At 65.8% G+C, this 13,398-nt stretch carries 10 protein-coding genes; 4 read left to right on the top strand and 6 right to left on the bottom strand.

All coding sequences use genetic code 11. The annotated features are described in order from the left end of the window. Position 1 precedes the first annotated feature (1 nt). Positions 2 to 1,891, top strand: a complete 1,890-nt coding sequence (locus ACHQ4I_RS30190; RefSeq protein ID WP_420775276.1) for a TrbL/VirB6 family protein — start codon at positions 2 to 4, stop codon at positions 1,889 to 1,891. Next, positions 1,888 to 4,740 (top strand): TraG/VirB4 family ATPase, encoded by a 2,853-nt coding sequence (locus ACHQ4I_RS30185; protein ID WP_420775275.1) that lies wholly within the window; start codon positions 1,888 to 1,890, stop codon positions 4,738 to 4,740. Before ACHQ4I_RS30190 ends, ACHQ4I_RS30185 begins: the two co-directional genes overlap by 4 nt. A 53-nt stretch (positions 4,741 to 4,793) precedes the next feature. Here the strand turns inward: ACHQ4I_RS30185 and ACHQ4I_RS30180 are convergent, their stop codons facing one another. The 3 genes from ACHQ4I_RS30180 to ACHQ4I_RS30170 all read right to left on the bottom strand — a co-directional run bounded on the left by ACHQ4I_RS30180 (position 4,794) and on the right by ACHQ4I_RS30170 (position 6,094). Next, on the bottom strand, positions 4,794 to 5,600 hold the full coding sequence (locus ACHQ4I_RS30180) for a hypothetical protein (protein ID WP_420775274.1): 807 nt from the start codon (positions 5,598 to 5,600) through the stop codon (positions 4,794 to 4,796). Between the two features lie 5 nt (positions 5,601 to 5,605). Then, positions 5,606 to 5,893: a hypothetical protein gene (locus tag ACHQ4I_RS30175; RefSeq protein ID WP_420775273.1), complete on the bottom strand. Its 288-nt coding sequence runs from the start codon at positions 5,891 to 5,893 to the stop codon at positions 5,606 to 5,608. A 78-nt stretch (positions 5,894 to 5,971) separates the two neighbouring features. Beyond that, positions 5,972 to 6,094, bottom strand: coding sequence for a hypothetical protein (locus ACHQ4I_RS30170; RefSeq protein ID WP_420775272.1), 123 nt, complete (start codon positions 6,092 to 6,094; stop codon positions 5,972 to 5,974). 1,069 nt (positions 6,095 to 7,163) lie between these two features. Between ACHQ4I_RS30170 and ACHQ4I_RS30165 the strand changes: the two genes are divergently transcribed. Then, entirely contained in the window at positions 7,164 to 8,960 is a 1,797-nt protein-coding gene (locus ACHQ4I_RS30165; RefSeq protein WP_420775271.1) for a recombinase family protein, read from the top strand. On the opposite strand, the gene ACHQ4I_RS30160 is transcribed toward ACHQ4I_RS30165, so the two are convergent. Beyond that, positions 8,866 to 9,936: a tyrosine-type recombinase/integrase gene (locus ACHQ4I_RS30160; protein WP_420775270.1), complete on the bottom strand. Its 1,071-nt coding sequence runs from the start codon at positions 9,934 to 9,936 to the stop codon at positions 8,866 to 8,868. The genes ACHQ4I_RS30165 and ACHQ4I_RS30160 overlap by 95 nt on opposite strands. 1,272 nt (positions 9,937 to 11,208) lie before the next feature. Here ACHQ4I_RS30160 and ACHQ4I_RS30155 point away from each other — a divergent pair. Continuing rightward, positions 11,209 to 11,373, top strand: coding sequence for a transposase family protein (locus tag ACHQ4I_RS30155; RefSeq protein WP_420775538.1), 165 nt, complete (start codon positions 11,209 to 11,211; stop codon positions 11,371 to 11,373). Positions 11,374 to 11,411: 38 nt separating this feature from the next. On the opposite strand, the gene ACHQ4I_RS30150 is transcribed toward ACHQ4I_RS30155, so the two are convergent. Both ACHQ4I_RS30150 and ACHQ4I_RS30145 read right to left on the bottom strand, forming a co-directional pair. After that, on the bottom strand, positions 11,412 to 12,608 hold the full coding sequence (locus ACHQ4I_RS30150) for an IS110 family RNA-guided transposase (protein ID WP_420775269.1): 1,197 nt from the start codon (positions 12,606 to 12,608) through the stop codon (positions 11,412 to 11,414). Between the two features lie 277 nt (positions 12,609 to 12,885). Continuing rightward, positions 12,886 to 13,374: a DUF4236 domain-containing protein gene (locus ACHQ4I_RS30145; RefSeq protein ID WP_420775268.1), complete on the bottom strand. Its 489-nt coding sequence runs from the start codon at positions 13,372 to 13,374 to the stop codon at positions 12,886 to 12,888. Positions 13,375 to 13,398 lie beyond the last annotated feature (24 nt).

The raw sequence follows: 13,398 nt of genomic DNA, 5'->3' as shown, positions 1-13,398 counted from the left end.
AGTGAGCGCCCCGAGTCCCGCCCGGCCCACCCTCGCTTCGCTGCGGCGGGCACAACGCACCCTGCAGGCCGCCGCGGCCACGGTGGCGGTGGTGCTCGCCGCGGTACTGATCACCCTCACCGGTGTGATGAGTGCCGCCGCGCAACCACCACCATCGATGCCGCCCGTGCCGGTGCCGTCGGCTCCGGCGACACCCGCACCCACCACCACGACACCGGCTCCGACCTCGGCGATGCCGCCGTCGCGCTGGATCACGCCGCCACCCACCACCAGCCCGGCCTCGCCCACCCCGGGTGTTCCCGATTCGACGGTCCCCGCCCCGGGCTCGCCGGGGTCGGGGCCGGGGGCCACCGAGTGCGGGGTGAGCAACATCTCCGGGTGTGTGGCGAAAGCGATCGACGGGTTCTTCCAGCGGCTTGTCGACTCCGCGCTCAACCCGCTGCTCAAATTGGTGTCGTACACCCTGCTCACCACGCCCGAACCGGGCGACCTACCCCAGGTCGGCGCGTTGTGGACTCAGTCGTGGCAGCTGGTCCTCGCAATGTACGGGCTGGTGGTGACCGCGGCCGGGGTGCTGCTGATGGTGCGCGAAACCCTGCAGACACGGTGGTCGTGGCGGGAGCTGACGGCACGGCTGGTGGTCGGGTTCATCGCCGGGGCGATGAGCATGGTGATCGCCACCTTGGCGATCGGGTTCGCCAACGCCCTCGCCCAATCCCTCGCCGGTGATGGTGTCGACTCCGACTCCGCCGCCGCCGCGTTGACCCAGCTGGCGCCGACCGGCGGCACCGCTCCCGGGACCTTCACGATCCTGCTGCTGGTCGCGCTGGTGGTGATGCTGGTCGTGCTGCTGATCTCCTACGTGGTGCGCGTCGCGGTCACCGTCATCCTGATGGTCTGCGCGCCGCTGGCGTTGATGTGTCACGCCCTGCCCGGCCTTGAGGCGGTGGCGCGCTGGTGGTGGCGATCGTTCGCCGCGTGCCTGGCGATTCAGGTGGTGCAGTCACTGGTACTGGTGACGGTGCTGCGGGTGTTTCTCACCCCGGGCGGGTGGAACTTCTTCGGCCCTAACGCGAACGGGATCGTGGATCTGATCGTGGCGCTCGCGTTGATGGGTGTGTTGATCAAGACGCCGTTCTGGCTGCTGTCGGTGATGCGGATCGGCCAGGGCCGCACCCTCGTCGGCTCGATGGTGCGCAGCTACGTCGTCTACAAAACCTTCGGCCTACTCAAAGGCGCCAACACCGGGCGCGCCGGTTCGGCCACACCCGCCCAACTACGGCAGCGCGGGCCGCGCACCGCCGCGACCGGGCCGCCCGACCCGTACGCGCGGGTGCGCGCCACCCGCGACGGGCAGCTGATGCTGCCACTGGAGGGCGTGCACCGAGTCCGGCGGCACCCTTCCCCAGCAGCCGGACAACCCACTACCGCGACACCCAACCCCGCGCCGAGGCGCTCCTCGCGTGGTCGGCAACTCGCGTTCGACTTCGATCCGCCGGACCCCTACCGGGGGATCCGTCCCGGACGCGGCGGCCAGTACCCGCTGCCGATCCCGGTGACCAGGGTCCGGCCCACCGCAGCGGCCGAACCTCCACGACCACCAGCGCACGCCACGGCACCGCGAGGCCGCCGACCCCAACAGCTCGCGTTCGATTTCGAGACGCCCGCACGGGCGGATCCCTACGACCGGATCCGGCCGTTGCGCGGCGGCCAGTACCCGCTGCCGATCCCGGTGACCCGCATCCGGCCCGCGCCACCACCGCCCACACCACCCCAACCACCCCCACCCGCGCCGACGCCGTCGCCGGGACGGCAGCTGCATCTGCCGCTCCCAGATCTCCCCGTCCGCCGCCGCAGGTCCCGCGCTCCCCGAGGAGGCAAACTTCTATGACGACAATCGTGCGCATCCCCGCCGATGTCGAACGCAGCGACAGGTTGATCGGACCGTTCATCGCCCGACAACTCGCCATCCTCGCCACCACCGCACTCGGGCTGTACTCGGTGTGGATCGCGACCCGGGCGGTGATCGCGCCGCTGGTGTTCCTCGCCGCCGCCGCACCGATCGCCGCCGTGGTCACCGTCGCGATCCTCACCCGACGCGACGGGCTCCCGGCCGACCTGCTGCTGTTAGCCGCGATCCGGCACCGGTTTCGTTCGCGGCACCTCGTGACCTCACCCGAGGGGGCTGTGCTCGCGGCGCCGACGTGGATCACTGACCGCGCTATGCCAGTCCGGCCTCGCCCGCCGGTTGCGGCGGCGTTGTCACCCGAGGAGTTGCGGTTACCGGCGTCGGTCACACCGGGCGGCGGTGGTGTCGGGGTCATCGACCTCGGGGCCGATGGGCTGGCCGTAGTCGCGGTCGCGGGCACCCTGAACCTCGCGTTACGCACCCCGGCCGAGCAGGACAGCCTCGTCGGGCAACTCGCGGGCTGGCTGCACACCCTGCGCCAACCCGTGCAGATCCTCATCCGCTCGGCACGCCTTGACCTGTCCGCACACCTCGCGGGCCTGCACACCGCCGCATTCGACACGTCTCCGGACCTGGCTGCCGCCGCCCACGACCACGCCGCGCATCTGAGCGAGTTGGCGGCCGGGGAGCACCTGACCGGTCGCCAGGTCCTGTTGATCTGGAGAGAATCCCTCGACAATCCCGCCGCCGCGACCTCACCCGGACGGCGGCTGCTGGGGCGGGGCCGGGCTCGCCGCGGCTTGTCGGCCGCCGCGTGCCGTGGCGCCGAGTCGCGGCTCCTGCGCCGCATGAGCGAGGCCGCCGACACCCTCGCCCCGCTGGGGATTACGATCACCGCCCTCGATGACATGCAAGCCACCGCCGTCCTGAGCGCCTGCTGCAATCCCGAGGGACTGGTGTCAGCCGCCGCCGATGCCGCATCCCGTGAGGCCATCATCACCGCCGCCGGATCCACCGACACCGACTCTGGCCGCGCCGACCCGTTTGCGCTCGACACCGGGTTCGCGCCGGAGTCGCTGACGATCGGCACCCGCCACCTCGAGATCGGGTCCGATTGGGCGGCGACTGTCGCGGTCACCGGATATCCGCGAGAAGTCACCGCCGGATGGCTCGCGCCGCTGTTGACCCATCCTGGACGGGTCGAGGTCGCCGTGCATATCGATCCCGTCGACCCGGTCACCGCCGCCACCCGGCTACGCCACCAACTCGCGCGACTGGAATCCTCCCGGATGCACGACGCGAGCCGAGGCCGACTCTCCGACCCGCAGATCGACGTCGCGGTCGAAGACGCCGCCGAGTTGTCGGCGCGCGTCGCGCGGGCCGAGGCACGGCTGTTCCGTGCCGGGGTGTATCTCACCGTGCACGCCGACACCGAAGCTGAGCTGGCCGACGAGGTCGCCGCTGTGCGGGCGTTGGCGGCGAGCCTGCTCATCGACACCTGCACCCTCGCCTACCGCGCCGCCCAAGCCTGGGCCACCACCCTGCCCCTCGGACTGGACCTGATCCGGGTGCGGCGCACCTTCGACACCGCCGCCCTCGCCGCCGCGTTCCCGTTCGACTCCCCACAACTGCCCCCCGCCGCCGACCCGGTCCAAGCCGCACGCCCCGAGGGGGTGCTCTACGGCCGCGACGCCGCCTCCGGGCTGCTGTTCGTGGACCGGTTCGCCCCCGAAGCACACAACCACAACATGGTCGTTCTCGGCCGCAGCGGTGCCGGGAAGTCGTATCTGGTCAAGACTGAGATCCTGCGCTCGCTCTATCGCGGTATCGAGCAGGTCGTCATCGACCCCGAGGACGAATACCGGCGCCTGGCCGAAGCGGTCGGCGGCACCCACATCCGCCTCGGCGCCCCGGGCGAGCGACTCAACCCGTTCGATCTGGAAATCCACACCCGCCGCGATGGCCGCCGCAGCGCTCCCGCCGATGCCCTGACACGACGGAAACTGTTCCTGCACACCCTCATCCAGGTCCTGCTCGGTGAGCAGACACCCGCACAGCGAGCCGCACTCGACACCGCCCTGGCAGGCACCTACGCTGCCGCCGGTATCACCGACGACTCCGCCACCTGGACCCGGCCAGCACCGACACTGAGCGGATTACGCGAACAACTCACCCGCCTCGCCACACCCGCAGCCGGGGAACTGGCCGCCGGACTGCATCCCTTCGTCGACGGCGGAGCCTACGCCGGGTTGTTGGACGGGCCGACCACCACCGACCCCGATGGCGGGCTGGTGGTGTTCTCGCTACGGGAACTGCCCGAGGAGCTCAAGACGATCGGCACCCTGCTGGTGTTGGATGCGACATGGCGGCGGGTGTCGAGTCCGGCGAACCGGCGGCCCCGGATGGTCACGGTGGATGAGGCGTGGCTGATCATGCGCCAACCCGCCGGAGCGCAGTTCTTATTCCTGGCCGCGAAGAGTTTCCGCAAACACTGGGCCGGTCTCACCGTCGCCACCCAGGACTGCACCGATGTGCTCTCCACGGAGCTGGGGCGCGCGATCGTTTCCAACGCCGCGACACAGATCCTGCTGCGTCAGGCACCCCAGGCCATCGACGAGGTCGCCGCCGCCTTCCACCTCTCCGACGGCGAACAACAGTTCCTGCTCTCCGCGGCGCGTGGCAGCGGTCTGCTCGCCGTCGGGGGCACCGACCGCGCCGTCTTCGGATCGCTGGCCTCACCCACCGAAAACGCTCTGATCACCACTTCTCCGGAGTTACTCGCTTCTGTCGAGAATCCCGACGAGAACTTCGACGTGGTCGAGGTGCAGTGATGGTTACTGAATCCTGGAGTTCGCGAACTCCGACTGGTGCAGCACAGCGCCGTTCAGCTGGCACAGCAGCCTTGAACCGAGCACGGTACTGGACTTTTGGAGCATCCTGCCGGTTTGTGTCCCTGCCAGACGGCATCCATGTCGAGGGTCGCGATCGCCTCCCGCATCGTGTTGAAGGCGTTGTCGGAGTACCGCCGTTGCTTCATCGACCCCAGTTCGAAGGGGTGGCTGTAGGGCCCGTCCTCGTCGAGCCCGAGGTGTCGGCGCAGGGCCGTGCTGAGCGGCAGGCTGAGTCCGACCGCCGCCGCGAGCTCGGCCGGGGCGCGATGGTACTTCTTCAGAAGGTCCACTTCGCGAATAGCTGCGGCGGGCACCGAGTCGTCAGCGACGTATCGAACTGGGGCACCCTGCTTCTTGGTGAAGTGCACGGTGAGCATCAGACCTTCACCGTCGATGGTCGTCGAGATATCGGTAAGCCGCGGAAACACGTGTTCGCGGGAATCGCCGCCGCGGACGCCGGCCTCGACCCGGTCGACGTCCTTACTGGACACGGCTGTGTCGGGTTCGACGTGGGCTTCCATCGCCAGCAATGTCCTGATGCGGGCTCTCGCTTCGTGGCCTGCCCGGCGCCGTGGCTGCAGAAGGGCTTTGATCTGGCTGTACTCCTCGTCGAGCACGACGGCCAGGTCACGAGGAGGGGCGACCGACACCGGCAGCACCCGGGTGGGCAGATAGGTAGCCAGCCGCTCGGAAAACACTCGATAGAGGATGTCGTCGAACAGCGTCACTCCCGCGCGCGCATGCAGGTAGAGGATCTGTTCCGCAACGATGTTGAACCAGTGCTGTTCGTCGTCGCGCATTGCATCTATCGCCCGGAGTGTGCCTGCGTCGGTCTCCTCCAGTTTGATGGTGCTGTCTGGGCCAATCGGACGCACTTCTCGAACCCGATCGAGCGGCCGGTTTCTCGGTCGAAGACGTTCTTCTCGCGGGTCTGGACGAGTGCCGCCTTGAGCAGCATCTCGAAGCCATGTTGCAGGTGCAGCAGTACACGAGTCGCCCGGCCGACATTGTGTGGCGAGTTGAATGCTTCGGCCGCACAGGTCAGCGAAGCAATTGCTTTCCCCTTCAACACTCGACTTTCCTGCTTGAGCATTGTCGCCCCTCTTCTCCCGCGTACTGCGTCTTTCGTAAAGCGAGTCGGGTTGAGGGAGATGGACGTTTCAAGCCGAGATCATTTCGGTGTCGATTGATAGTCCGCGATGGCCGGGTGATCGACCGCCTTGGTGTAGCGGTAGGCGCCGTCGCCGATCACGGGGACCGGATTCCACGCACCCCGGTGGTGGGCTACACGCACACCCGACGCCGGGACCGGAACAGGTGTCGCGCCGCCCGGAAAGCGCGTTTGCCGCCATTTCGCGACGCGCGGCCGGATCCCACAGTGCCCGCGGAATCAGCGGCACCACGGCCCGACACGAGTCGCGCCGAACATCCCGCAGGAACCCCGCACGGTGGCGCGCGCAATCCGGGGTTCGCCTTGACGACGGCCGGTGTAGGGAGCGTTCATGGACCCGCATTTGGGCACCGCCGACACGAAATTGACACAGGTGAAAGGAGATGAAATGACCCACACACCAGAAGAACTCGACTTCTCGAAGCGTTCACGAAGTCGCCGTCGTCGCGTCGGAATGCGACCGCGCCGGGGCATGGGCTGCAGGAATTCCGGAGGCGGACATCGAGATTCGGATCGCCGAGGGCGCGGACGGTGAGAGGCTCACCGATCAGTAAGCCCCGATATCGCTTGAGGTCACCAAATGGCAATTGGGCCAGAACAATTCAGAGAATGGGCAGCAGAACGCAGCCTGACACTCGCATCCCATCGAGCGGACACCAGCGATGCAAATCTGCTCAAGGTCAGGAGCCCTGTATGGCTTATGTCGATCGTCAGCCTTCGGAGGTGCGCGAATCTGAGCCGCCGGGTCCGCTTGTCGGACCGTTTGCCGTGGAAATCGGCCCACCGTTTCCGATGGGGGGTTGACGACTCCGTGTGTACCGAGCGTGGATGGACCGTGTGTTCGGTGAATGTGTCGATGGTCCCCGCCCCTCATCGACTTCGAAGGAGTAGCCGATGAGTGATGCGTTGCAGGACGGCGATACCTGCCGAGCTGCTGGGCGGTGGGTATCGGCGGCCGCGTTGGTGATCAGTAGGGGGATTACGTCATGAGCGGACGACGACGTGGCGATGACTCGGATTGTGTCGAGGGGCTGGTTGTGCAAACTCCATTGGATCCGCCGATGTTGGGACCGGCAGCGGCTGATGCGGTGCTGCGTCTGCTGTACAACGCCGCGCAGCGGCAGGCGCGGGACAAGTCTCAGGAACCAGCTCAGCGACAGGGCGAGTTCCGCGGTGAACCGAGGGCGGCGTAGTGGTGAGGTTCGCGTTCTACGGGCGAGTGTCGACCGAGGATCAGCAGGATCCGGAGGCGTCCCGGAATTGGCAGCGGGCGCGGGCGCGGGCGTTGACCGATCGGCATGGCGAGATTGTGGCCGAGTTCTTCGATGTCGGTCAGTCCCGGTCGATTCCATGGAAACGTCGACCGCAAGCGACGCGGCTGCTGGAGGCGATGCGTGACCCGGATCGTGGTTTCGACGCGGTGGTGATCGGCGAGCCGCAGCGAGCGTTCTACGGCAACCAGTACGGCCTGACTTTCCCGGTCCTCACCCACTATGGACTGCAGTTATGGGTACCCGAGGTCGGCGGTGCCATCGATCCGGACTCCGAGGCGCACGACTTGGTGATGTCGGTGTTCGGGGGTATGAGCAAGGGCGAACGAAACCGGATCAAGATACGGGTTCGTGCGGCGATGGCCGCCCAAACCAGTGTCGAGGGCCGCTTCCTGGGCGGGCGGCCTCCGTTCGGGTACCGGTTGGCCGACGCGGGACCGCATCCGAATCCGGCCAAGGCCGCCGACGGGAAGCGGTTGCATCGGTTGGAAACCGATCCGGTGACCGCACCTGTCGTGCAACGGATCTTTGCCGAATATCTCGGTGGCCGAGGGATCTTCGCGATCGCGGAGGCGCTGACCCGCGACGATGTCCCCTCGCCGTCGGCCTACGACCCCGGACGAAACCGACACCGCCCCGGGGTGGCCTGGTCCAAGGGCGCGATTCGGGTGATCCTGTCCAACCCTCGCTACACCGGGCGGCAGGTGTGGAACAAACAACGCAAAGACGAAATCCTCATCGATGTCGAGGACATCGCTTTGGGACATGAGACCCGGATGCGATGGAACGACCGTGACCAGTGGGTCTTCTCCGATCACCTGGTGCACGAGCCGATCATCGACACCGACACATTCGAACGCACCCAGCAGGTCTTGGCCGCGAAGGGAGCAGGCCGCGGGATGCGGGAACGGCACCGCACCCATCACACCTATATGTTTCGCGGTCGGCTGCGGTGTGGCCTGTGCCAGCGGCGGATGCAAGGCCAACGAAGCCGGGAAATGCTGCTCTATCGATGCCGGTACCCCAACGAGTACGCCCTGGCAAACAAAGTCGTCCATCCCCGCAACGTGTATCTGGCCGAACGGGATCTACTCGGCCCGCTCGATGATTGGCTGGGCACATGCTTCGCCCCAGACCGAGTCGCCGAGACCATCGATACTCTCTACCGGTCCCAACCCGACCATGACCTCGACCCGTCGGCGGCGGCCGTCGCACAGGCGATCGAAGACTGTGACCGGATACTGGCACGACACCGGGCAGCCCTGGAGGCCGGTGCAGACCCGCATCTGGTGGCGCAATGGATGGCCGAGGTCCAAGCCCGCCGTGCCGAAGCCCTGGCCCGTTCACGGCCGATCACAAGGCGACGGCGAATGACCAGCGAGGAGATCCGCGGTCTCATCAAGGAACTAGGAGATATCCGCCACGCGCTGTCCGGGGCGGATCCAGTGGACAAAGCCGAGGTCTACCGGCACCTCAACCTGCAGATGACCTACCATCCCGCAAAACGACTCGTGCGGGTCGAGACATCTCTCGACCCGCACGGTTGGGGTTATGGTACGTGTCCGGAGGGGGACCAGGACACTCGAAATGTGGTATTTATGCACACTTTTCGTGTACATGGCATTACCATACCCCTTTTTCGTGTCCCTTCTCTTGGTGGGCCTGCAGCGCTGTCGAAGTGCGTTCGCTACGGGCAAGTGGATGCGGTTGCCCGGTGACTGCGACCAACGCCTGCGCGCATTCGACCAGGGATGCCTTCGTGTAGATCGGTGTCGCAGTCGTGCCCGGGTCTCGGTGGGCCGCGTACCGGCGTGCAACCGCTTCCCCGAACTCTCGCTCGACGAAAGTCAAGGTGGTATGCCGGAGCCAGTGCACGGTCACACCTTTCGCGTCAGCCCAGGGCAGATACCGGCGGAACCGGCCGTGGAGGTTGTCGTAGCGTCGACCGGTGATCGGGTTCCCACTGCGGGTTCGCAGCACTCGGTGCTTGGCTTTCGCGGAAGTTCCGCCCCGGTTCTCGACATGTTCGACGAGTCTGCGCATGAGCAGGGGAGTCACAGGATGCCACGCGTCCACGCCGCCTTTGTGATGCAGCAGGACGGTGCAATCGCCTGCGCTCAACTCGTCCAGACGCAGTTTGAGCGCGGCTTCACGGCGGCATGCCGTCTCGATGTGCAGGCGCACGATCAGAGCGTCCAACTCGACGTCGTTGCCCGTTTCAGAGGCAACGCGCCCCAGATCGGAAACCTGCTCTGGAGTCAAAGCGTGACGGCTGCTTTCCAGCTTCGGTGGCATCGGGACCTTGGCCGCGGGGTTGTCCGCCGGAGCGATCAAGCTATCCATCTCGGCGAAGCGGTACAAACACCGCACCGCGTGCAGGAAGTTCCTGGCCGCGCCTGTACCTCCACGCCAATTCGACCTGACCACGGCGTTGGCCTTGTGCTGATTCATCAGATGAAGGATTTCGGTGGGCGTCGGCTCGCTCAAACGCCGGTGCCCCCACTCGACCACGAGAATTCGCCAGTAAGTTGTGTAGCTCTCCCGCTGCAACACTGACGCAGCGCACGACACTCGAGGAACGAACTCACCGATTGTCGGCACCTCGACACCCGCCGCTGTGAGATTCTTTCCCACGACCGTCAAGCCCAGCCGCGAGATCACCTGCAGCAGTTCGGCCACCTCGGCGTCTTTCATCGCCCTTGCTGCCACGGGTCCGGGAAGTATGCCCATAGCGCCGCCGTCAACATCCGGGGCGGATATACCACGAGTACCTCATCGGCGAGGGACACCGCTATCAACACCCGATCACCCGCATACAGCCGACATTGGTTGCGGATATCGGATGGAAGTATCAGAAACGCCCGTTGTTGAAGCGGCTTGCCACCGCGCGACCGCCGAACCTTTACCACGCCGCGCTCTACGTCCATCGAAAGCGGTTGCCCTGGAGCCCAACCCAGCACTCTTACTGCAGATCTGGCAGCGAGTCGGCCTCGGTTGTTGATGGTCGTGACCGAACAGTAGAGGGTTGGGATCGGTGCCTCGTCCAGGGCCGCCGGGAACGCGAAGTCCGCCAGTGCTTTCGACGGTGCTGGACGGGCAGCGACGGTTTGGTACAACCCTTCGAACAACCCGGTGATCGGCTCGCGTTGCAGATCGCTTGGGGACCGGCTTGGACCCGGCATGTCTTGCGGGCCATCGTCACTCGCACACGGCCGCTCAGTCACTGATCGGCTCCAGCCATGACCGCGGTGATCACACCGCTGAAGATGGAGAGTTTCAACCTTTGCCCAGGCTGCGAACCCACCTGCGGGAAGCTGTGAGGACTCGGTACTCGCGGTCTGCCGTTTCTCGCTGAATCCGCAGCACGTCGTCCCGTAATCGGCGGGGTTTGGCTGTAACGGAGCAGAGGACTTACCCGCAATCCGCACCTGGGTTGAATCTCTGGGAGGACGGCGGCGAAAAGCCAGAAGTCCAACATCGAAGACATGGGGCACTTCTTTCGCACCCTGTCCACTGATTCTCCCAACATCCATAAAAGCCGATCCTGGCCGTTTGCGCCACAACTGCGGGTGTGCGCGGTCCCTGCCAGCGTCGGTTGTGCGACACTGCCACCGACGATCGGGAAATGGTGATCCAGCCACGAGTACTGCGACGAAACCGTCGCTGCGGAAGTGTTCCTACCGGTCGTTCGGAGGACGCATCGGCCGCTACCTTCCGGCGTGTCTTAGCGTGACACGCCAAGAACCTCCTACTACCAGCTACTTTTGGCAACTTTGAGTGGGTGTTGTCGACAGAACGTGAATACTGGCTCTGGCGCACTTTCGATGATGTTGGGCGTGTCGATCCCGTTGGGACACAGCGGGTTCCGCCATAGACCCTCTTCGTGGTCGTGCGTGGGGTGCTGGAGTCGCTGTTGCCGCATCTGTCGGGTGTCCGCGTCGACGGAGTTGATCGAGCGGCCGGACGATCCGGCTGGAGGTACACGGCGAGGCCGAATCGGCTGCCTGTCCCGACTGCGGCAAGGTGTCAGATCGAGTGCACAGCCGTTATATGCGGCGGCTGACTGACCTGAGCATTGGTGGCGGGGAGTGTGTATCCGTTTGCAGGCCAGAAGGTTTCGATTCTCAATGATGATGTCAAGTCTTCAGCGTCGTTGTGGGTGTCCGGTGTCAGGCAGCGGTAGCGGCCGGTTGTGGTGGTGCCGGTGTGTAGCAGCGGTTGTCGCGCAGCAGTGCCCACAAGACGTTGACTCTTCGGCGGGCCAGGGCGAGGACGGCCTGGTTGTGATGCTTTCCTTCGGATCTCTTGCGGTCATAGAAGATTCGCGATTGTTCGTTGTATCGGATGCTGATCAGCGCCGAGGTGTAGAGCATGTGTTGCAGTCCTCGGTGGTAGCGCCGCGGCCGGTGCAGGTTGCCCGATATTCGTCCGGAGTCCCGGGGTGCGGGTGCGACACCGCCATAGCCGGCCAAGTGGTCGGCGGAGGCGAACGCGGTCATGTCCCCGCCGGTGGCGGCGAGGAACGTGGCGCCCATGAGTGGCCCGATACCGGGCATGCTCAGCAGGACTTCGGCGTTATGGTGGCGGCGAAATCGGCCCTCGATGAGCCTGTCGATGTGTTTGAGCTGCTCGTCGAGGGTGATCACCCCCTTCGCCATGTCGGCAACCAGTTCGGCGGCCAACCGTTGTCCGGGCAGGGTGGTGTGCTGGGCGGTGGCGGCGGTGACAGCCTTGATCGCCAGTGCGGCAGCGCTTTTGACCTTCTGCGAACGCAGCCAGGTCTCGATCGCGGCGATTCCGGCGTGGCGCAGCGCCTCGGGAGTCTGGTAGCCGGTGAGCAGTACCAGCGGCCCCTTGTTGGTCAGGTCCAGAGCACGTTCGAGGGCGGGGCTGATACCGAGCAGCTGCTGATGCAGCCGGTTGACCAGCCGGACACGGTCACCGGCGAGATCGCGGCGGCGCGCGACGAGCATGCCCAGCTCCACGATGAGTTCGTCGTCGATGCGCATCGGGGTCAGATCGCGTCGGATGCGGACCTGGTCGGCGATGATCGCCGCGTCTTTCGCGTCGGTCTTTCCTGCGCCACGGTAGCCGTCGGCGGCTCGGTTGACCTGGGCGCCGGAGATGTAGAAGACCTGCTGTTGGTGGGCCGCGAGCAGCGTCAGCAGCAGCGCCGATTCACCGGTGATGATGTCCACCGCCCACTCCAGTTGCTCGGCGAGACCAGCGACATCACTGATCAGCTCGAGCAGGTCGGTCTCGTCGTTCTTCACTCGCCGCGACAGCAGCCGGTTGCCGTCGGTGTCGATCACCACCGCGTGATGATGCTCCTTGCCGATGTCCACTCCGGCCCATGCACGTTCCAACGTCGTCGTCTCCCTCGGTCACCAAATATGTTGCACCACAGACGACCTCGCTGTCCTATCCCTACACAGCGACTGGTTCGCAATTCTCAATCAGCAGCCGAGTCGTCATGGGGGCGCCGGGCGGCCAATCAAATTGAGCCACAACAACGGCAGATGCCTGAGAGCCACACCCGGCACCCCTGGGCACCAGGACCCTACGACTGGCCCGAGCAACCCAAGAAAGAAGGTAGGGATGCCTGACACTGGATTGTCCGCGCAAAGATTTTCGCCGAGCAGATCACAGGCCTGGCCGGACGGTATCAGCGTCGCAGCAGCCTGCTGACCGAGCTGCTAACCAAGGTGACACTCGCGCTGGGCGGCCGGGCCGGGCAGCGTATGACCGGCCATCTCGCTGCCGATGTGTCACGCTCGACGCTGTTGCGGCTGATCCGGGCCCTGCCACTGCCGGCAACAGGCCCGTTGCCGGCCGTCGGCGTGCAGGCACTGGTGATTTCGTGGCATCTGTCAGGGTGGTCGACGGTCGGAGCGGCCGAAAGTCGCCGAACTGCATGGCCATTGCTGGCCTGTTCGAGGCAGGGTGGGCGCGACCAGGCCGGGAGAGTATGCGCCGGTAATAGACGCCGTGCGCGCCGACATGAACATGGGTGCCGCGTGGCCTGGCTCCGAACCGGAATCCGGGAACTCCTACGCTGCCGCCGACGCCGGATTTCGAGAAGTTGATCCGAAACGGCCCAGCGTTCACCGACTTCCGTACATAGAACCCCATCGGCAGCCCACTCGCTGTTGTCGG

It is taken from the genome of Nocardia nepalensis (genome assembly GCF_048910785.1).
Lineage (GTDB): Bacteria > Actinomycetota > Actinomycetes > Mycobacteriales > Mycobacteriaceae > Nocardia > Nocardia nepalensis.
The sequence above is the reverse complement of the archived record's forward strand: the minus strand, read 5'-3'. Positions and strand labels throughout refer to the sequence as shown.